Origin of the sequence: Mesorhizobium sp. M0243, from assembly GCF_040321775.1 — a bacterium.
Classification (GTDB): domain Bacteria; phylum Pseudomonadota; class Alphaproteobacteria; order Rhizobiales; family Rhizobiaceae; genus Mesorhizobium.
On the sequence record NZ_JAMYSF010000020.1, the window covers coordinates 104,678 to 124,267 of the forward strand.

A 19,590-nucleotide genomic window follows, 5' to 3' on the forward strand; every position below is an offset into this window, starting at 1 on the left:
ATTGTGTCTTCATTACGGCGACTGGCGGGGGCTGGAAATCGCGAATCGAGAGGGGACGCGATGCGGCATATGAAGAACTCACTTCCGAACAGTCATTCTGAGGATGTGCAGGTGGCAGTTGCTTCGCTACGGCGAAAGCCGCATCCGCTACACCCGTGGCTTATTAGCATCCTCTCAACTACGGCTTTTGCGTTGCTGCCCAACTCCGCCGCGTTTGCCGCATGCGTGCTGGGTCCATCCGCCGGAAACACCGTTTACACCTGCGACAGCGGCGATTCAGGCGGCAGCCTCGCCGATCCCGATGGCGACAACACGCTCAATTTTCCCGCCGGGGGCACCGGGCAGATATCAGGCAATGTCACCTTTGGTGTCGGCACGGACCGCATCGATATGCAGTCAGGCGCCATCACCGGCACCGTCGATCAGGGCGGCGGCACCGATTTTTTCACCATCGGCGCGGGTACCGTCGCCGGCAATGTCCAGCAGGGCGCCGGCATCGACGACTTCAACATGAGCGGCGGCCAGATCGGTTCGCTCAACCAGGGCGACGGCCTGGACACCTTCACCATGACCGGCGGGCGCATCGTCGATTTCTTCGACGACGGCGACCGTGCCGTGATGACCGGTGGCCGTATCGGCCGCGTCAACATGAAGCTCGATCAGAATTACTTCAACATGTCCGGCGGCACCATCGACCGCAACCTCGTCACCGGCTTCGACAAGGACACGATCATCCTGTCGGGCGGCACCATCGGCGGCAACATCAGCGTCAGCGGCGGCAACGACAGCGTCACGGTCACCGGCGGTACGGTCGGTGGCGATATACTGATGAGCTTTGGCGCCGACAGTTTCGTCTGGAACGGTGGCGGCATCATCTATGGTTCCGTCGATCTCGGCGGCGACAACGACACCGCCGAACTCAGCAACCTCACCAACGCCAATCTCGGTGCCACGAATACCATATCGGGTGGTCTCGGCACCGACGCGCTCACCCTGGACAACGTCAAACTAGATGGGATCAGCCGGCTCCAGAACTGGGAAAGCATCGACGCCACCAATGACACCGAGCTGACGCTCGACGGCAATCTGGTGCTCGGCGACAGCGGCACCGGCACAGGTTCGCTCAGTGTCGATGCCGCAAGCACGCTCTATGGCGGCGGTTTCAACGCGGCGATCCAGGCGTTTACGGCGGGTCAGTTGGCGCAGGTCACCAATGCCGGACGCATCGACCTGACCAATGGCAGCACCGGTGCCACCGACAGCCTGACGATTTCGGGCAATTATGTCGGCCTGGGTGGCCTGCTGCTTATCCAGACCGAGCTCGGTGACGATTCCTCCGCATCCGACAAGTTGGTCCTGTCGAGCGGAACGGCTTCCGGTTCGACCGGCATCTCCGTGGTCAATCTCGGCGGCGCGGGGGCTGCGACCACGCAGGACGGCATCATGGTCGTCCAGGCAATCAACGGCGCCACCTCGGGCGCCACGACATTTGCGCTCGACGCCCCGGTCGCCGCCGGTGCCTTCGAATATTACCTGTTCAAGGGCGGCGTCAGCGCCGGCAGCGAGGAGAACTGGTACCTGCGCTCGACGCTGAACACGCCGGCCCCGCCGGCCGCAGCCCCGCCGGTGCTGGAACCTGCTCCGCCGCCGGAACCTGAGCCGCCGGCGGCCGAACCGCCGCCGCCGCCGCCCATCGACCCTGCGCCGCCGCCGCCGCCGGAATCCACCCCCGGCGACCCCGATCCGGTTGATCCGGCGCCGCCGGTCGTGCCGACCGATCCGCCGCCCGCGACACCACCGGCACCACCGCCGGCACCAGTGGCAGATCCGCCCCCGCCGCCGCCGGTGGTGCCAACGGAGGTGCCCGACCTACCGACACCAGCGGCGGGCGAGGAGATCCTGCTCTATCGCATCGAGGTTCCGGTCTATTCGGCCTTGCCGCCGGTCGCCGAACATCTGGCGATGACGACGCTCGGCACCTTCCACGAACGGCGCGGCGAGCAGAGCCTGTTGTCGAACACCGAGCTGTCGCCGGTCTGGGGCCGCATCTTCGGTCAGGACAGCAAGATGGCGTATTCAGGAACGGTATCGCCGTCCTTCGACGGCACCCTGTTCGGCCTTCAGGCGGGCTTCGATCTGTTCGGCCGCGAAACCGCGTCGGGCCAGACCGATCGCGCCGGCCTGTTCGTCGCCTATGCCAGCATGAATGGCGACGTGCGCGGCCAGGCGCTGGGCTGGGCCAATCTGTCCGTCGGCAGCATGGATATCAACGGCACCAGCGTCGGCGGCTACTGGACCCGGATCGGTCAGGGTGGCTGGTACCTGGACGGCGTCCTCATGGCCACCTTGTTCGGCGGAAACGCAACATCGTCGCGCGACATCGGCATCGATGTCGGCGGGACCGGCATCACCGCTTCGCTGGAAGGCGGCTATCCCATCGCGCTGGGGCAAGGCTGGACGCTTGAACCGCAGGCGCAACTGGTCTGGCAGCAACTGTCGCTCGACGATGCGTCTGACCGCTTTGCTTCGGTTTCCTTTGATACGGACGGCAGCGTGACCGGCCGGCTCGGCGCACGGCTGCAAGGCGAAACAACGATCAATGGCATGGCGCTGCAGCCGTACCTCAAGGCCAACATCTGGCACGATTTCGGCGGCACGAGCCATGTCAATTTCGACACCACCGATATCTCCACCGAGGGCAGATCGACCTCGTTCGAATTCGGTGGCGGTGTGATCGCCAAGGTGACGGACAAGGTCAGCATCTTCGCCACCGGCGACTACACCACCAATCTCGGCGGCGACGAGCGTCGGATCCTCGAAGGCAATCTGGGGTTCAGCGTCAAATGGTAAGGCCGGTCATGACCCCGAAAAACAGTTTCGGGGTCACGGTCAGACAGAGAGCCTAATTGCTGGAACGCATCGCCACCGTGGCGATGCCGGCGCCAACCAGCAGCGTGCCGCCGGTGCGGTTGAAGATGCGGATCGCCTTGGGATTGCGCACCACGTTGCGTGCGCGTGAGGCGATCAGCGCATAGCCGAAAGCATTGGCGAAGGCGAGCGCCAGGAAGGTCGTCTCGAAGATCAGCATCTGCGTCCAGAAATCGGCGTGCCGGTCGAGGAACTGCGGCAGGAAGGCGACGAAGAAGGTGATGCTTTTCGGATTGAGCGCGGTAACCAGCCAGGCGTGTGCCATCATCTTGGCCGAGGAGACCGCGTCGGTGCGCGGTTCGGCTTTCAGCGCGCCGCCTGCGCGAAACAGTTTCACGCCGAGATAGATCAGATAGCCGGCGCCGATCAGCTTCAGGATGGTGAAGACGGTCGCCGAAGCCGCCAGCAGCGCGCCGATGCCCAGCATCGACAAGGTCATCGCGGTGAAGTCGCCCAGCGCCACGCCGACGGCCATCGGCAAGGCGGTACGCCAGCCCTGGCCCAGCGCGTAGGACACGACGAGAAGGATGGTCGGACCCGGAATGATGAGAAGGATCGTCGACGCGGCAGCAAAGGCGGCCCAGTTTTCGAAGGACATGCTCGTCTCCTTTGAGCTTAAAGAAGAGGATAAATCCTTAGGCCCGGGAGAATGTAAAGAGGCGATTGACCTGACGGCGCCAGCGGCGGATCGGTGTCAGTTCGCGCCGCTCAGCGTGCTCACGATATCGGCCAGGCTGACATTGGCACCGAGAACGGTTGCCGCCGCGACAATGGCAGCGGCAAAAAGCTTGATGTCGGTTTTTAAGGTCTTGCACATGGAGGCCCCTCGCTGATGGTTCGAGGAGTAGGAAACGCCAGCGCCGGGAATATGACCCGACCGAGGTCTTTTTGTGCAGCAGCCTTCGTTCAAGCCCGGGCAAGAAGGTCGGACATCGTCAAGGCCATGCGCAAATGCAGGCTGTGGAAGGTCTTCACGCTTTATCAACCATGAATGATGAAAATGCCCGCTATCCGGCCGGACCGTGCTTCCCGCCGACAGCGTAGGGTCTGGGTATATGCGTGAGTTGCCGGAAGGTCTGACGCCGCCGCGAAATGGCGACGCAATCGAAACCGATCATCATCTTTCCCGCCGTGCCATCCTGTCCGGGGCAGGGGCGCTCGCGCTGCTGAGCGCCGCCGGTTGCTCGACCTCGGGCTTGGGTCTGCCGGCGCTCGAGCTCGACGACGTCACCACGGGTTCCGTGCGGCCGATCCGGCCAAGCATCAGCGTCGACAAGAACATCACCAGCCCCGGCGTCATGTATGCCGGGCTGACCGACGGCGGCTTCAACGTGCCGGAAGTGCCATATCTGAAGGTCAAGCCGGAATTCCGCCGCCAGATCGTCGTCGACACGACAGGCGAGGCACCCGGCACCATCGTCGTCCATCTCAAGGAGCGCATGCTCTATCTCGTCCAGCCGGGTGGCGACGCCATTCGCTACGGCGTCGGCATCGGCAAGGATGGTTTCCGCTGGTCGGGTCGCGCCAACATCCAGTACGGCAGGGAATGGCCGACCTGGACGCCGCCGCCGGAGATGATTGCCCGCAAGCCTGAACTGGTGAAATGGCAAGCCGGACAGCCCGGCGGCCTCACCAATCCGCTCGGCGCGCGTGCCCTCTACATCTACCAGGACGGCAAGGACACCGGCTATCGCATCCATGGCTCGCCCGAATGGTGGAGCATCGGCCAGGCGATGTCGTCGGGCTGCGTGCGCCTGATCAACCAGGACATCATCGACCTCTACAGCCGCGTCTCCAAGAAAAATCCGGTCGTCGTCGTCTGACGCTTATGCGGCGTGTTGGCGCCGCTCGAAACTCCCGTTGCGCGATACGGCAAGACAGGCCAAGGTGCCTTGAAAACCATCGCGCCGGGAGAAATCAAGCATGGCTGGAACGTTTGTTATCGCGCAGGGCGGCGGCCCAACCGCCGTCATCAACCAGACGGTTGTCGGAGCGACGCTGGAGATCCGCAAGCGGCATCCCGGTGCCAAGGTGCTGGGCTCCATCCATGGCGTGCGCGGCATCCGTGACGGCAATTATGTCGACCTTTCCGCCATCCCCGAGGACCGGCTGCGGCTGATTGCCGGCACGCCGAGCGCCGCCCTCGGCTCGACCCGCGACAAGCCCGACGCCGCCTATTGCGATGTCATCCTCAACGGCCTGAAGAAGGCCGGCGCCGACGCCTTCATCTATATCGGCGGCAACGACACGTCGGGTACGCAGCAGATCCTGACCGATGCCGCCGGCGGCTCAATTGCCTTCGTCCATGCGCCAAAAACCATCGACAACGATCTCGAGGAAAACGACCACACGCCGGGCTTCATTTCGGCGGCCGAGTTCGTCGCCGGCGCCTTCCTGTCCGTCGATCTCGATTTTCGTGCGCTGCCCGGCATCTATGTCGGCATCGTCATGGGCCGGCATGCGGGCTTCCTGACCGCGGCCGCGGCCGCCTGGCAGCTCGACGCCGACAGCGGCCCGCACCTCGTCTACGTGCCCGAGCGCCCATTCTCAGCCGCCGGCTTCATCGACGACGTCCGTGCCACGCTCGATCGCCACAAGCGCTGCATCGTCGCCGTTTCGGAAGGCGTCAGCACCGCCGACGGCAAGGCCCTGGTCGAAAGCCTGGTGCCGCCGGACAAGCTCGAGCGCGACGCGCACGGCAACGTCAAATTGTCGGGCAGCGACCTGCCGGCCGCACTCGAGCGCGCGTTGGCGGAAGGCCTGCCGGGCAAGCGGGCCCGCGTCGATGCGCTCGGCTACATGCCGCGCGGCTATATCGGCGCCATCAGCGCGGTCGATGCGCAGGAGGCCTTCGATGCCGGCGCCTTCGCCGTCTCCGTCGCCGAACAGGGCGGCGGCTCGGTGGCGCTGCAATATGACGGCACCAAAACGGTTCTGAAGAAGGTGCCGCTGAAGAACGTCGCCGGCAAGACACGCCACATGCCGGGCGGTTTCATGAAGCCCGATGTCAATCAGCTGTCGGATGCCGGCATGGCCTATCTCAAGCGGCTGGTGCCGGAAAAATACAAGGTCGGGAAGCCCTTCGTCTGATGCCGGGCTCACACTTGATGCCCGGCTCGCTTCTCATGCCGGACTCACACTTGATGCCAGGCTGGTTCAGCAGGAGCGTCGTCGACGACAAGACGACGATGCTGACCGAGCCCTTCGTCCATGCCTATGTTCGGGCCAATATCTGGCATCTGCGCGGTCGCGATGCCGACCTGCTGGTCGACACCGGTATGGGCATCTGTCCGCTGGCGCCGCAGGTCGAGACGACGGAGGGCAAGCCGCTGTTGGTCGTTGCCACCCACATCCATCTCGACCATGTAGGCTCGCTACATGAATTCCCGTTGCGCGCAGGACCAAGGATGAGCGCGGCGCAGTTCGAGACCATGGATGAGGCCGCGACCTACGCCTACATGTTTCATGACCTCGAGGGTGCCGTCTCGAAACTGCCGGCGCCCGGATGGAAGTCGGCTGACTACAGGATCCCGCCTGCGCCGTTGACGCGAACCCTGGACGAGGGCGATGTCATCGATCTCGGCGACCGGCAGTTCCGGGTGCTGCATCTGCCGGGCCATTCACCGGATTCGATCGCGCTGTTCGACGAGGCCGACGGACTGCTCTTCAGCGGCGATGCCATCTACGACGCCATGCTGATCGACGACCTGCCGGATTCCGACCGAGCCGCCTATATCAGCACGATGCGGCGTCTGCTCGACCTGCCGATCCGCATCGGTCATGGTGGACACGGACCGAGCTTCGACGGCAAGCGCATGCGCGAGATTGCCACGGCCTATCTCGGACGAACCGCCGGTGGCTGAGGCTCCAGCGAGGCAGCAAGGCGGGGCCCGACGACTTTGCGACGCTGCCGCCGTGCGGATATTAAATCTTCGTAAGGTCGCCCTAAAACCCTAAATCGGGCGAATCCGCGCCCTAGATGCAAGGCCGTCGATCCGGTTGGCTGCCATGTAGGCGAGACGGGCAATTGCGACCTCGACACGCCGATGACCGATTTTCCCCGCACGGGAGAGGCCACGGCGCTGGATCAACTCTCGCCCGGACAAACGACCATGTCAGATATCCTTCGTAGGCATCGCGTCGCGGCCTTGCTGGGCGCTGCGCTGATCATATCCCCCTTCGTCATGTCTTTCGCCCAAGGCGAGGGCAACACCGTTCCGACGACCCAGACACCTGTCGCCGGCATCACCGCGCCCAATGGCTCGTTCGCACCCATCGTTGCCGCCGACAAGCCGGCGGTGGTGACGGTCACCACCGTTATGAAGGCACAGCCTGAAACGATGAGCGATGCCTCTCCTTTCGACGGCGGCTCGCCTTTCGATGACTATTTCCGCCAGTTCTTCGGTGACCAGGGCATGCCGACGCCCAGGACGCCGCCACAACAGCAACCGCAGCGCGCCGAGGCGCTGGGTTCCGGCTTCATCGTCGGCGCGGATGGCACCGTCGTCACCAACAATCACGTCATCGATGGTGCCTCTTCGATCAAGGTGACGCTCGACGACGGCACCGAACTTCCGGCCAAGCTCATCGGCCGCGATGCCAAGAACGATCTCGCCGTACTCAAGGTCAAGTCGGACAAACCCCTGCCGACCGTCAAGTGGGGTGATTCCGACAAGCTCATGCCAGGCGACCAGGTGCTGGCCTTCGGCAACCCGTTCGGCATCGGCACCACCGTCACCGCAGGTATCGTCTCGGCGCGCGGCCGTGACCTGCATAGTGGCCCGTTCGACGATTTCATCCAGATCGACGCGCCGATCAACCACGGCAATTCCGGCGGCCCGCTGGTGGATGTCGCCGGCAATGTCGTCGGCATCAACACGGCGATCTATTCGCCCAATGGCGGCAGCGTCGGTGTCGGCTTTGCCATTCCGTCGGATCAGGCCCAGAAGGTGGTCGCCAAGTTGATGAAGGGCGGCTCCATCCAGTACGGCTATCTCGGCGTTCAGATCCAGGAGGTGACACCGGATGTCGCGAGCGCCATCGGGCTCGACCATACCGGCGGCGCGCTGGTTTCAGAGGTCAACGACGGTTCGCCGGCGGCAAGGGCCGGCATCGAGACGGGTGACGTCATCACCAGCTTTGCCGGGCAGGACGTGAAGGATCCCAAGGACCTGTCGCGGGCGGTCGCCGATGTCGCGCCGGGTGCCAGAGAAACGGTCGATGTCTGGCGCAAGGGCAAGCCGATGCGGATTTCCGTCGATGTCGGCCACAACAGCGACGATGTGAAGACCGCGTCGCTGGACGACGGGTCCGGTGCGCCGAGCGCCGGGCGCGCTCCGGCGATAGGGCTCGGCTTGATGGATATAACGCCCGACATTCGCCAACAGATGAACCTTGCCGACAAGCAGCACGGCGCGGTGGTTGCCAGCGTCAACCCCGACAAAGCGGCCGCCGCTTCCGGAATACAGGCCGGCGACATCATCGTTGCCGTCAATCAGGTGCCGGTGAAGAATGTCAGGCAGGTAACCCAGGCGATCGCCTTGGCCGGCAAATCCGGCAGGAAATCGGTGCTGTTGCTGGTCGAGCGTGGCGACGCTCAAATGTACATCGCGGTGCCTTTTGCAAGTGGCTGAGAAATGGCGTTGACGTGAACGCGGGAGCGGCAGGTCCATCGGTGACGGTCCCGCCGGTCTCCGCCCGTCAAGATTTCGGTTGCCCGTCACGACATCTTCGAGAACATTGCGTCAGGCCGATAGTGGCCTGATTGCATGGGGATTGCCGCTATGGTCACCCGAGGTTTCTCTTCAGGACGGCGCCCGCCAACCGATGGCGATGCCCGCATCCCGCCAGGCCAATATCTAGAACAGGGTTTCCCGGTGCTGTCGGCCGGCCCGACGCCGCGCGTGCGTACCGAGGATTGGTCTTTCACGCTGAAACACGGGCCACGCCCGATCAAGAAATGGAACTGGGCCGAGTTCAACGCGCTGCCGTTGACCAAGATGACACGCGATATCCATTGCGTGACAGCATGGACCAAGTTCGACACGCCGTGGCAGGGCGTGCTGGTCGACGATATCCTTGCCGATGCAGGGGTCGAGCCGCCGACCGGCTTCACGTTGGCGCACGCGTTCGACGGCTACACCACCAACGTGCCGGTCACGGATCTCACCGCCGGCAAGGCCATGGTGGCGCTGCTCTACGAAGACAAGCCGATCACACCGGACCATGGCGGCCCGGCAAGGCTGCTGGTGCCGCATCTTTATTTCTGGAAATCGGCCAAATGGTTGAACGGCCTGCAATTCACCACGCGCGACGAGCCCGGTTTCTGGGAATTACGCGGCTACCACATCTATGGCGACCCATGGCGCGAGCAGCGCTACACGGACGATCCATGAGCGATGCGGCAGCAGTGCAATCGCCCTGGCAAACAGCCAGCATCGTCCGCATCGAAAAGCGCACGCCGCGTGTCGCCAGCTTCTTTTTCCAGCCGTCTCGGCCCTTCGCCTATCGCGCAGGGCAGCATGTCGACGTCAGGCTGACGGCGCCGGACGGCTATCAGGCGCGCCGCTCCTATTCCATCGCCTCCGCGCCCGAAACGCATGGCGTAATTGAACTGGCGATCGAAAAACTCGACGATGGCGAGGTCTCGCCCTTCTTTCACGAGGTCGCGGCAGTGGGCGATGAAATCGAACTGCGCGGGCCGCTTGGCGGGCATTTCGTCTGGCCGGAGGATGAGAGTGGGCCGCTTGTTCTGGTCGGCGGCGGTTCGGGCGTCGTGCCCTTGATGTCGATGCTCCGCCACCGCGCCGCACGTAATTCAGCGGTGCCCGTCGTCCTGGTCTTTTCGGTCCGGGTCTGGGACGAAGTGATCTTTCGTGACGAGCTGATCGTTCTCGACGAGCGCCAGGACGGCTTCGACCTGGTGCTGACACTGACCCGCGAAGCCGCACGCCGTCCAGCCGACTATGCGCGGCGGGTGGACGTTGCGATGATGGTTCAAGCATTGGCGCGGCTGCCGGAGCCGCCTGGCATCGCCTTCGTCTGCGGCTCCAATGCCTTCGTTTCCGCGGCCGCCCAGGCGCTGATCGATGCCGGCGTTGCAGCCGAAATCATTCGCACCGAACGCTACGGAGTGTGAACCGACGCCGCCTTTCGAGAAAGGTTCGTCGGATTCGCCTTTAGCCAACCGGCGAGAAATCCGCCGACAGCAGCTCGAAGGGCAAGGCGCCATAAGCAGCCACTGTGGCTTCGTCGTTCCATTCACGAAACTGCCGCGACGGTCGCGCCTCTAGCGTCCAGGCAGCTCGCGCGCCGTCGAGCGTCACCTTGCCGCGAAAATGCAGCACGCGTTCCCTGCCGGATCGGCTGATGGCCATGGCGCGCAGGCGGGCGACATGGTCGTCGCCGGCATTGATCTCCATTTCGATGCGGCGCCGGACCGGCGGAACGCCGATCCTGACGGTGATATCGAGCATCATGTCGCCGGTCGTTTGCGGACAGGCGATGGCCTGCGAAAACACCAATAGCGCCGGTACGGCCTGCGGCTTGCGCGCGGCCGGTTTGCCGCGCCAAGGTTTGGCGGGTGGCTCCTGTTGCAACCGGCCCTTCTTCCGCTTCAGGCGCAACTGCTTGGCAAGCCCGCGCGACAGCCAGACCAGGCCGCCGAAATCCGTGCGCGGCTTGGCTTGCAGAACCGACGACCAACGCGACAGGCCAGCTCCGTCGGCCATCTCCAAGATTCTGACCATTGTCGGTTCCGGCACCGGAATGCCGATCTCAAACGCCAGATAGGATAGCGCCACCGCCGCTGGAACCGCCAGGCCGCGTCTGCCGACGATGTCGAGGAACATGTCCCAATCGACGTCTTCGCCATGGATGGCGACCGCGCAGTCGACAAGCCAGTCGCTGTGGGTGTGGGCGTCGAGGCCGCCATGGGCGATGGCCAGGGCCATGCGATCGGCCGGCGACGGCACGAAGACCGCGACGCCGCTGAATTGTGCCGGGACCGCCCGTTGCCAGATCGCCAGGTCGTCTTCCGCGCTCGTCTGCGACCCGTCATAGCCGAGCTGGTGCAGGTCGATGTCGCCGAAACGGCCCTTGAAGAAGTTCATCGACCGCAGTGACGCCAACCGGGTTCGCAGATATTGCGCGCTGACGCCCGAGGCGATCTGCCAGTCGCGATCGCGCAAGATGTCGAAGACGGCAGCCATGTCGCGCGGGCGCACCAGTATGTCGATGTCGTGCGCCACCCGGCCACGCTGCGCCGACGCGTTCAAGGCAATGCGGCTGGCGCCCTTTATCAGCATGATGTCGGCGCCGCCGTCTGCCATCGCCTTCAGCGCCGGTTCGGCCTCGCGCATCGCCATGCGCGACTTCGTCCACAGCATCTTCTGCAGGCCGACGAGGCGCGGGTGCGCGGTATGCCCGGCCAGCTTCCTGCCGAACCTGTCGGAGATGGCGGCGAGCAGGCGATGTTCTCGAAACGAGACGAGATCGATGTCGTTCTCGTCCAGCCAGCGCGCGGCGCAGCCGGCGGCTGCGTCCTCGTCGGAGAGCAGCGCCGCCTTTAGCAACAGGTCCAGCTGGCCGGTGGGCCACGACCAGCCATAGTCCGGGAAGCGGCGGCCGATGCGGCGAACGGGCCTGGCGTTCAATTGGAGCCTGCCTTGTTCCGGGCTCGCCGCTGCATGGCGAGCCTTGCGACCTGGAGATAGCCCCGGTCGCGTGCCGGATCGCGGCCGTAGGAAAGGCTGCCCGGACGGATGCGGCGCAATGCAAGCACGTCGTCGAGCATGGCAAGGGCAAGGCCTGCCTCACGAACCCGGGCGATCCAGTCGATCATCTCGCCGCGACCGCCTGGTGGGTCGATGATGGGACCGATGCGTGGCACCACCTCCTGGCGGATCATCATCGTCGTGCGCGACCAGCCAGCTCCACTGGTCGCATCGGGCAAATCGGGGCTGTCGCCGCGAAACGTCCGCCAATGCGTAAAGACGCCCGCTGTCCCGGGATGACGGCCGAGATAGGCCAGCTGCTTTTCGACCTTGTCCGGCAGCCACAAATCGTCGGCATCGAGCGTCGCGATGAGCGGCGTCGAGAGTGCCGCAATGCCACGGGTCGTTGCGCTGCCAGGTCCGGCATTGTCCTGTCGCAGCACCGTCACCGGCAGGTTCATCGCATCGATCACCGCAGCCGTATCGTCGGTTGAACCGTCATCGACCACGACGATGGCCTCCGCCTTTGCCGTCTGGGCCAGAACGGAGTTCAGGGCCGCGCCTATGGTGGCGGCCGCGTTGAAAGCCGGAATGACGACGCCGTAGCCTGCCATCAAAGGAACCGCCACTGCGCGAGATCCTTGAAGTCGAAAATCCCCTCCACCCGGCGCAAGCTGGGATCGGCCTTGCGACGCTTCATCGACTTGTGAATGGCGCGCATGAACTCGCGAAAGGGCACATCGGCTTCCTTGGTCATGTTGCCGGGATGACGCCTGTAATAGAGAGCCACCGTATCGGGCATAACGTATTTTGCCTGGCTCTCAAAGATACGCAACAGATAGTCGGTGTCCTCGGCCTGTTTGAAATCCTCGTCGAAACCACCGGTGCGCTCGATGAGGTCTCGCGCAAAGATTCCGGCGGACAGGTGGATCCCTCGCACGGTTATGGAGTGGCTGTCGGCGGCCGGTTCCAGCGTCTCTCCATCTATCTTGTCTATCAGCGTCATGCGCGAATAGGTCAGGTCGAGGCCCGGATCCTCTTCGAAGCAGGCGAGATCCGCCTTGAAGCGCCCTGTCGGGGAGATGTCGTCCGAATCGAGAAACGACACCAGGCCGGTCTGCGGCAGCAACTGCTTCAGCCCGGCATTGCGCGCCTTGGTGACCCCGCCATTGACCTGCTGGAAAAGACGAATGCACGGGGCCTCGTCGATCAACGACCGCACGACGGCCGCAGAGCCATCGGTCGACCCATCGTCGATGACGATGATGTCGAGATCGATGTCTTCGCGCTGCCTGAGCAGCGAGCGCAGCGCCAGGCCAACGAACTGTTCGCGATTGTAGACCGGCATGATGACGCTCAGCCTCATTGGCGTCTCCAGCAGCGTTCCGGGCTTGGCTGATCCGACCCGATTGTGTCGAGCATCATAGCATTCGCCAATCGGCGGGACTCTTCAATTCGAAGATGCCCTGGACCTCACGCCGTGACGGATCGGCCTTGCGCCGCCGCATCGACTTGTGGATTGCACGCAAATGGTTGCGGACCCTGCCGCTATGCTCCTTGGTGACATTTCCGGCGTGGCGTCGGTAGTAGATCGCGACCGCGTCCAACAATTCGTAGTTCGGTCCCGCCTCGAAAACGCGCAGCAGATAGTCGGTATCCTCAGCCTGCTCGAAATCCTCATCGAACTCGCCCGTCCGGCGGACAAGCCCTCTGCTGAACACGGCGGCGCTCAGCGAAATTCCCCGAAGCGTCATCGTGCGGCTGTCGACTGCCGGTTTCAGCTGCTCATCGTCGATCCGGTCGACCAGCGTCATCAGCGAATAGGTCAGCTCAAGCCCGGGAGTAGCCTCGAAGCGGGCGAGATCGGCCTTGAACCGTCCGGCCAGCGAGATGTCGTCCGAATCCAGGAATGACACGAACTCCGCATCCGGCGGCAGTTGCCGCAGCCCGGCGTTGCGCGCCCTGGCTACGCCCATGTTGGATTGCTGGAACAGTCGGATGCAGGGGTTTTCGCGCATCATCGAGCGCACGGCCTCAGTAGAGCCGTCGGTCGAGCCGTCGTCGATGACGATGATATCGAGATCGGCGGCGTCCCGCTGCCGCACCAGCGAGCGCAATGCCGAAACGACATAGCGCTCACGGTTGTAGACGGGCATTATCACGCTCAGTTTCACGAATCGCCCCGCGCGAGAAAGTCCGCAATCGTGCCGGCTATCTCCTGAGGCTGCGTCCCCAGCGACAGACGATAGCACGGCAGCAGGCGGGTCAGGTCGCTGAAGAAGCGAAAGCCGCTCTCCCGCTCGCCCGGCATCTGCGCTATGCCGGACGGCGCCAAGGCAATCATGGCATCCCTGCGCGACACCGGCACGATTGAACTTGCCTCGCCTCCGCCGATATGTGGCACCACCAGCGCAACGATGTCCAGAGTTTCGGGCACCGGCCGAGGCGCGATGTCATCAATGTGAAAAGTATGCTTGCCTTGCCAGTTGAGCGGACCATGCGCCTTCAGCCGGTGCTTCAGCCCAAGCCGCGCGAACCCCTGGGGATCCTGCTTGAGCGTTGAAAACAACGGGCGGGCAGTCACGCCGTTGGAGAGGTCGACCAGCACATAGTCGTCGCCGACGCTGTCCAACCCGTGGAGAAGGCCGGCGGCGACGGTCCCGGATTTCCCGGCGCCGCCCGCGCCGGCCAACAGCACGCCCTTGCCATTGGTGCCGAGCGTCCCCGCATGGGCCAGCCGCATGCCACGTGCCGCATATTCCCAATGGAGGAAGGGGCGCAGCGGCGCTCCCGGCTCCCACGGTGGAAAGACATCGGCCGAGGCCATCAATTGCACGCCAACGCGACGTTGCGGATCATAGAACTGCCAGAAATCGAGATCGTGGAAATGGTTGCCGCGCAATCCTGCTTCCGCCAGTTGGGTGGCGAAGCCATGCTGCGTGAAGGGTCCCTGGCCCCAACTGGCCGGTACCGCGATGCCGTCAATGCCGGGATGCGCGACGAAGATGCGGCAGATGTCGGCAGGCGTTCGGCTGCCCGGAGCCGTGACAAAGCCATGAGCGAAGGCATCCGCCAACGCGCCGGCACTCACATGCGCGGTCAGATCCAGATGCGGCAAGCCCACCTTGCAAGTCAGTGGATAATGCGCGGCGCTGCTCTCCGCTTGTGCAAGGACATGACGTGCGTAGTCAGCCAGGTTTTCGAGAGTGACTTTCGGCATGATTTGCCTGTTCCGGAGCTGTCCGGCAGCGAGAACCTAGTGGGCGGCTCAGTTGGCCTGCTTTACCGCCGGCCAGCCGAGGGGCTCCTCGACCTCGTGGATGGGATCGACGACGATGAGATCGGCGAGATCATCATGGATATCGACCTTGAGGGGCTCTCTGGCAGCGGCGAGCTGAGCCAGAAATTCGCTGGAAACCGGTCTTGCCACGCCATCGGTTACGGCCGCCAGCAAGCCGAATTCGAGCAATTGTGAAACAAAGCCGTCAATCGCGGCGGCATCGAGGGCGCCAATTCCGGTCGCGGCGCCGACCAGTTCGGAGGCAGGCACGCCGGACGACAGTGCATCCCAAAGCCTGCTGCCTGAATCAGAAAAGCCGAAATATTTGCCCGTGGTCAGGTCAAGAACGACGGCTTCGCCGTCGAAGGATTCAAAGACGATATCCTTGCTGGCAATGGCATAGATGCCGGATTGTCGCATATTTGCTCCCCCGCCGAGCAGGCCGCGGAGATGATCTTCGGGCCTTACGGTCAACCCCACCGTTGCAGGCGTCTAACCATTTGCAGGGTTTTTGGCAAGATGGCGCAGGCTCCGGGCGAGCGCAGCCGGTCACGCTTCGATTTCAAGCGCCGAAAGCGGCTTCGAGCAACAGGCGAGGATAAAGCCGTCCTCGATTTCGTGATCGAGGATGCCGCCATTGTGACTCATCTCGACGTCGCCCGCGACCTTCCTCACCTTGCAGGTGCCGCACAGGCCGAACTCGCAGGCGGCGGGAATCCGCACCCCAGAGGCGCGTGCCGTCTGCAGCACGGTCTGGCCGGCGACGCATTCGGCATCGACATCGGAAAGCGAGAACCGGATTGGTGTCACGGCCTCGACAGCAGCAGCGGCGCCGTCTTCCGCCGGCGGCGAGAACGGCGCCGGGATCTCCTCCACGGCAGGCGCCGCGAAGCTTTCCTGATGGTATTTCGCCATGTCGAAGCCGGCGGCTTCCAGCATGCCGCGCACGGCGCGCATGAAGGGATCGGGGCCGCAGCAGAAGATCTCGCGCTCACGGAAATCGGGCGCCAGCAATGGCAGCCGGATCGCGTCGATGCGGCCCATATGGCCGAACCAGCCCTCGCGGCTCGACCGTTCCTCGATCATGAAGCCGAGCGACAGGCCGGGCATGCGGCTGCCGAGCAGCTCGAGTTCCTTGCGGAAAATGATCTCTTCCGGGCGGCGCGCACAGTTGACGAAGCCGACATCTGTCCATGGCGCACAGTCATTCAGCCAACGCAGCATCGACATCATCGGCGTCACGCCGGAGCCGGCCGAAATGAACAGATATTTGGCCGCCGGGTGGCTGTGCAGCGAGAAGTCGCCGGTCGGCCCATAGGCCTTGACGTGCGAACCGGGCGTCAGATGGTCGAACATCCAGCGCGTACCGGTACTGCCCGCCTGCGCCTTGACCGTCACCGCGATCGAGAACGGCCGCGACGGCGAGGACGACAGCGTGTAGGTGCGCATCAGCGGCCCGTCCGATGTCGGCAGTTCCAGCGTCACGAACTGGCCGGGCTTGTAACGGAACCAGGTCTGGTTGTCGGAGCGGAAGGTGAAGGTCTTCACGTCAGGCGCTTCGTCACTGACGCCGATCACTTCCAGCACCTGCAGCCTGTCGTTCCAGGGCGTCATCTGGTCGAGATGGCGATAGAGGCCAAGGTCCGTCATCGCATTCATCCTCTTGTCCCCTGGGCTAGGCGACACTGCGCAGGGCCGGCCGGTCGCCTTCGGCAAGGCGCGGTCCGATGAACGACGCGTACCACTCGACGAACTGGATCACGCCGCCCTCATGCAGCTCCGAATAGGGGCCTGGTTCGTAGGCCGGCGACAGGATGCCGAAGGCGTTTTCCTCGACGATGCGGCGGTCCTGGTCGTTGGTCTCGGTCCAGACATGGGTGAGCTCAGCGAGGTCGTAGTCGACCCCTTCGACCGCATCCTTGTGGACGAGCCATTTTGTCGTCACCGCGGTTTCCGTGGCACTGATCGGCAGCACACGGAAGGTAACGGCATGGTCGCCGAGGATATGGTTCCAGGTTGTCGGATAATGATAAAGCAGCAAGGAGCCGATGCGGTCGGTTGGAACGCTGTCGGACAGGTTCTTCTGGACCGCCCGTTTTCCCGTCATGGTGTAGCTGACGGCATCGCGCAGCAGCGGCGCGCGGGTGGCGCGGTACTGCCCTGCCGGATCGATGCGGAATTTGCTCGGCAGGCCTGATGCCTCGCATTTGGCCCAGTGCGCGACCATTTCAGGGTCGCTGTCGGCGCCATTGACGCCGGTCACGGTCGGAGCCTCGGGGAAGGTCTTGCACAGCTCAGGATGATTGGCGGCGCAGTGATAGCACTCGCGGTTGTTTTCCCAGACCAGCTTCCAGTTGCCCTTCTCGACGATCGTGCTCTCGAAGGCGATCTTTGCTTCACGCAACCGGTGCGGCAAAAGATAGGGTTCGATCATCGCCCGCATCGGCGCGAAATCCGCCGGCTCCTTGGCCAGACAGATGAAGATGTAGCCGCCGACGCTCTCGCAGGCGACCGGCTTCAGGCCGAAATCACTCTTGTCGAAACCGTCGGCCATCTGGCGGGCAAACAGCAGGCGGCCGTCCAGCTCATAGGTCCACTGATGATACGGGCAGACGAGCTTTGCCGCCGTACCCTTTTCCGCGTTGCACACGCGGCTGCCGCGATGGCGGCAGGAATTGTGGAAGGCGTTGATCTTGCCGTGCTGGTCGCGGACAAGGACGACCGGGTAGTCGCCGATCTGCACGGTGATGTAGCTGCCCGGCTTCGGCAGTTCGCAATCATGGCCGATGAACAGCCAGTCGCGATACCAGATCAACTCCATGTCGAGCTTGAAGTAGTCTGGATCGGTGTAGAAGGGCTGCTCCAGTGAAAAGCCTTGCCGGCGGCTGTTCAAGAGCCTCAGCATGTCGTTGCGGGTATCCATGTCCTGTCCTCGTTTCTAAGGACTGAACTGGTGGTGATGGAGGAAGGATTGAAACGCAGGCCGGCTAGGTGCCAGACATGCGCTATCCACCTCTTGACCGCCCACCGCGATCAGTCGAGTCTAACAATCTCGGGCTGGTTTCCGGGCTCTGGAGTTGTCCTTGCGGACCATCGCGACACCTTCCCAGGCAGTTGCCCAGTGGTCTCCCGTTGCGACTTGAACTCCACCACCGTTGCGGGGGCAGCGCCGGATTCTGACCGGCTTCCCAATTCTCCGCCTCGTCGTCACGAAGCGGCACCTGAGATGGTATGATCTAACCACGATCGGGGGCGCGCCGTCGGCATGAAAACGACATCGTATCCATGCGGCGCGACACGGCATGCGAACGTTCCCGCAGACCGTCGCGGGCTGAAATCCACCTCCCGGATGACCATTTTGCCGGCTGCGATATCCCCGAATCGGACCCCTTGGCGGGGTCAAAAAAGGTTAACGGTTTCGAAAAGTGACTATTAGCTCGATCTAAAATCGAACCGAACGGTTCGTTTCTGTTGACGGTGCGTGCAGGACGGTGTGAACGCTGGGCCTCTGAAACAGTCAGTGATCCATCCAGCGGTTACACTTAACATGCTGATTTAAAGAAGAAAAATATACCCGTAGATTCCCTTGGCACAATTTCAAGGTGTGGATTCATGGTCCACACGGAACAACTTCGTGATTGGAAAAGGCGGGGTTGCCCTCCCACATCGGGGCTGTCCGAACGACGCGATTTCATTTCCAAGACACGCCGCTAGACGGACGGAAAAAGACGATACTGGAGTACAAAAATGAAAAAGATCATTCTCACTGCCGCAGCCCTTCTGGCCATTTCCGGCAGCGCCTTCGCTGGTAGCGACCACTACGGTTCGAACGCCGCGGCAGCCACTGCTGTCGACAGCTCGTACACCGCTTCGACCAAGAAGTCGGAACCGGCTGCTCAGGCGCCTGCCCAGGGTGCTGACCGCAACCTCTTCGGCAACAACTAACAGCCGATTCCCAGTCGACGGCGGGCTCGCCCGCCGCCCTGGCGAAATTCAGACATTCAGGAGTATTTAAGATGAACAAGATCCTCATTGCTGCCGCCGCCGTTCTGGCCATCTCCGGCAGCGCTTTCGCCGGCAGCGACAACTACGGTTCGAACGGCTCCAACCAGCCTGCCGCCACGGTGGACCAGTCGTACACGGCTTCCACCAAGACCGCGGAATCGACTGCCCAGACGCCCGCTCAGGGCAGCGACCGTAACCTCTTCGGTCGCTAATAACCAATTCGCAAGCGACGGCAGCTGTGTCTGCCGTCCTGGCGAAATCCAGAATTCAGGAGATTAAAATGAACAAGATCCTTATTGCTGCCGCCGCCGTTCTGGCCATCACCGGCAGCGCGTTCGCCGGCAGCGACAACTTTGGCTCCAACGGCGCCAATCAGCCTGCGGTTACTTCGGTTGACAGCGCGCATACGAGCTCGGTCCGCAACAGCGGTGGCCTCGTCGAGAAGCTGCTCAATTCGTCGGGCGACGTGGAGAAGTCCGCCCCTCAGGGCAGCGACCGGAACCTCTTCGGCCGTTAACAGCCGAAGCTGATCTTCAACAAAAGAGCCGCGGGGCTATCCCCCCCCGAATTTTGCGACAAAACCCGTTACAGCCTCAGGGCCCCGTCGCAGAACGCCCGTCTCGTTTACACAAGACAGCGCCCCCCAGACCACGAGAGAGGTCG

The 19,590-nt window shown here is 63.3% G+C and carries 20 protein-coding genes and 1 riboswitch; of the genes, 10 read left to right on the forward strand and 10 right to left on the reverse strand.

Annotated features, from left to right (window positions below; all coding sequences use genetic code 11):
• Window positions 1-60: 60 nt before the first annotated feature.
• Window positions 61-2,850 carry an autotransporter family protein gene (locus tag NKJ11_RS23645; protein ID WP_352794356.1) on the forward strand — a complete coding sequence of 930 codons (2,790 nt, stop codon included), beginning with the start codon at window positions 61-63 and terminating at the stop codon, window positions 2,848-2,850.
• A gap of 52 nt (window positions 2,851-2,902) precedes the next feature.
• On the opposite strand, the gene NKJ11_RS23650 is transcribed toward NKJ11_RS23645, so the two are convergent.
• Together NKJ11_RS23650 and NKJ11_RS23655 are read right to left on the reverse strand one after the other, a co-directional pair.
• Window positions 2,903-3,526 carry a LysE family translocator gene (locus NKJ11_RS23650; protein ID WP_023813669.1) on the reverse strand — a complete coding sequence of 208 codons (624 nt, stop codon included), beginning with the start codon at window positions 3,524-3,526 and terminating at the stop codon, window positions 2,903-2,905.
• 96 nt (window positions 3,527-3,622) lie between these two features.
• On the reverse strand, window positions 3,623-3,745 hold the full coding sequence (locus NKJ11_RS23655) for a hypothetical protein (RefSeq protein ID WP_013528283.1): 123 nt from the start codon (window positions 3,743-3,745) through the stop codon (window positions 3,623-3,625).
• Window positions 3,746-3,983: 238 nt separating this feature from the next.
• Between NKJ11_RS23655 and NKJ11_RS23660 the strand changes: the two genes are divergently transcribed.
• From NKJ11_RS23660 to NKJ11_RS23685, 6 genes are all read left to right on the forward strand, one after another.
• Window positions 3,984-4,751 (forward strand): L,D-transpeptidase, encoded by a 768-nt coding sequence (locus tag NKJ11_RS23660; protein ID WP_352734269.1) that lies wholly within the window; start codon window positions 3,984-3,986, stop codon window positions 4,749-4,751.
• Between the two features lie 100 nt (window positions 4,752-4,851).
• On the forward strand, window positions 4,852-6,018 hold the full coding sequence (locus NKJ11_RS23665) for a diphosphate--fructose-6-phosphate 1-phosphotransferase (protein WP_352794358.1): 1,167 nt from the start codon (window positions 4,852-4,854) through the stop codon (window positions 6,016-6,018).
• A gap of 53 nt (window positions 6,019-6,071) precedes the next feature.
• A complete protein-coding gene (locus tag NKJ11_RS23670; RefSeq protein ID WP_352794360.1) occupies window positions 6,072-6,791 on the forward strand; it encodes an MBL fold metallo-hydrolase in 720 nt (239 codons plus the stop codon).
• A gap of 249 nt (window positions 6,792-7,040) precedes the next feature.
• Window positions 7,041-8,561 carry a DegQ family serine endoprotease gene (locus NKJ11_RS23675; protein WP_352794361.1) on the forward strand — a complete coding sequence of 507 codons (1,521 nt, stop codon included), beginning with the start codon at window positions 7,041-7,043 and terminating at the stop codon, window positions 8,559-8,561.
• A 150-nt stretch (window positions 8,562-8,711) separates the two neighbouring features.
• Window positions 8,712-9,323: a sulfite oxidase-like oxidoreductase gene (locus NKJ11_RS23680; protein WP_352794363.1), complete on the forward strand. Its 612-nt coding sequence runs from the start codon at window positions 8,712-8,714 to the stop codon at window positions 9,321-9,323.
• On the forward strand, window positions 9,320-10,066 hold the full coding sequence (locus tag NKJ11_RS23685) for an FAD-binding oxidoreductase (RefSeq protein WP_352611620.1): 747 nt from the start codon (window positions 9,320-9,322) through the stop codon (window positions 10,064-10,066). The genes NKJ11_RS23680 and NKJ11_RS23685 overlap by 4 nt, the downstream gene beginning before the upstream one ends.
• A gap of 40 nt (window positions 10,067-10,106) precedes the next feature.
• Here NKJ11_RS23685 and NKJ11_RS23690 read toward each other — a convergent pair whose 3' ends face one another.
• The 8 genes from NKJ11_RS23690 to NKJ11_RS23725 form a co-directional block, all read right to left on the reverse strand.
• The gene (locus tag NKJ11_RS23690) at window positions 10,107-11,582 is read right to left on the reverse strand and encodes a nucleotidyltransferase family protein (protein ID WP_352611619.1); all 1,476 of its coding nucleotides are present in this window, start codon (window positions 11,580-11,582) and stop codon (window positions 10,107-10,109) included.
• The gene (locus tag NKJ11_RS23695; RefSeq protein ID WP_352794364.1) at window positions 11,579-12,256 is read right to left on the reverse strand and encodes a glycosyltransferase family 2 protein; all 678 of its coding nucleotides are present in this window, start codon (window positions 12,254-12,256) and stop codon (window positions 11,579-11,581) included. Before NKJ11_RS23695 ends, NKJ11_RS23690 begins: the two co-directional genes overlap by 4 nt.
• Window positions 12,256-13,008 (reverse strand): glycosyltransferase family 2 protein, encoded by a 753-nt coding sequence (locus NKJ11_RS23700; protein WP_128302759.1) that lies wholly within the window; start codon window positions 13,006-13,008, stop codon window positions 12,256-12,258. The genes NKJ11_RS23695 and NKJ11_RS23700 overlap by 1 nt, the downstream gene beginning before the upstream one ends.
• Window positions 13,009-13,063: 55 nt before the next feature.
• Window positions 13,064-13,798 (reverse strand): glycosyltransferase family 2 protein, encoded by a 735-nt coding sequence (locus NKJ11_RS23705; protein ID WP_081734970.1) that lies wholly within the window; start codon window positions 13,796-13,798, stop codon window positions 13,064-13,066.
• Window positions 13,799-13,812: 14 nt separating this feature from the next.
• On the reverse strand, window positions 13,813-14,862 hold the full coding sequence (locus tag NKJ11_RS23710; protein WP_023813657.1) for a hypothetical protein: 1,050 nt from the start codon (window positions 14,860-14,862) through the stop codon (window positions 13,813-13,815).
• Window positions 14,863-14,910: 48 nt separating this feature from the next.
• Complete coding sequence (locus tag NKJ11_RS23715; protein ID WP_023813656.1) at window positions 14,911-15,342, reverse strand: PqqD family protein; 432 nt, start codon at window positions 15,340-15,342, stop codon at window positions 14,911-14,913.
• A gap of 129 nt (window positions 15,343-15,471) precedes the next feature.
• Entirely contained in the window at window positions 15,472-16,572 is a 1,101-nt protein-coding gene (locus NKJ11_RS23720) for an FAD-binding oxidoreductase (protein ID WP_023813655.1), read from the reverse strand.
• 25 nt (window positions 16,573-16,597) lie between these two features.
• Window positions 16,598-17,845 carry an aromatic ring-hydroxylating oxygenase subunit alpha gene (locus NKJ11_RS23725; protein WP_352794367.1) on the reverse strand — a complete coding sequence of 416 codons (1,248 nt, stop codon included), beginning with the start codon at window positions 17,843-17,845 and terminating at the stop codon, window positions 16,598-16,600.
• Between the two features lie 115 nt (window positions 17,846-17,960).
• Window positions 17,961-18,162: riboswitch (cobalamin riboswitch) on the reverse strand.
• A 507-nt stretch (window positions 18,163-18,669) separates the two neighbouring features.
• Between NKJ11_RS23725 and NKJ11_RS23730 the strand changes: the two genes are divergently transcribed.
• From NKJ11_RS23730 to NKJ11_RS23740, 3 genes are all read left to right on the forward strand, one after another.
• Window positions 18,670-18,867, forward strand: coding sequence for a DUF680 domain-containing protein (locus NKJ11_RS23730; protein WP_013528268.1), 198 nt, complete (start codon window positions 18,670-18,672; stop codon window positions 18,865-18,867).
• Between the two features lie 71 nt (window positions 18,868-18,938).
• Window positions 18,939-19,139, forward strand: coding sequence for a DUF680 domain-containing protein (locus NKJ11_RS23735; RefSeq protein WP_352554602.1), 201 nt, complete (start codon window positions 18,939-18,941; stop codon window positions 19,137-19,139).
• A 68-nt stretch (window positions 19,140-19,207) separates the two neighbouring features.
• Window positions 19,208-19,444, forward strand: a complete 237-nt coding sequence (locus NKJ11_RS23740) for a DUF680 domain-containing protein (RefSeq protein ID WP_023813652.1) — start codon at window positions 19,208-19,210, stop codon at window positions 19,442-19,444.
• Window positions 19,445-19,590: the final 146 nt, after the last annotated feature.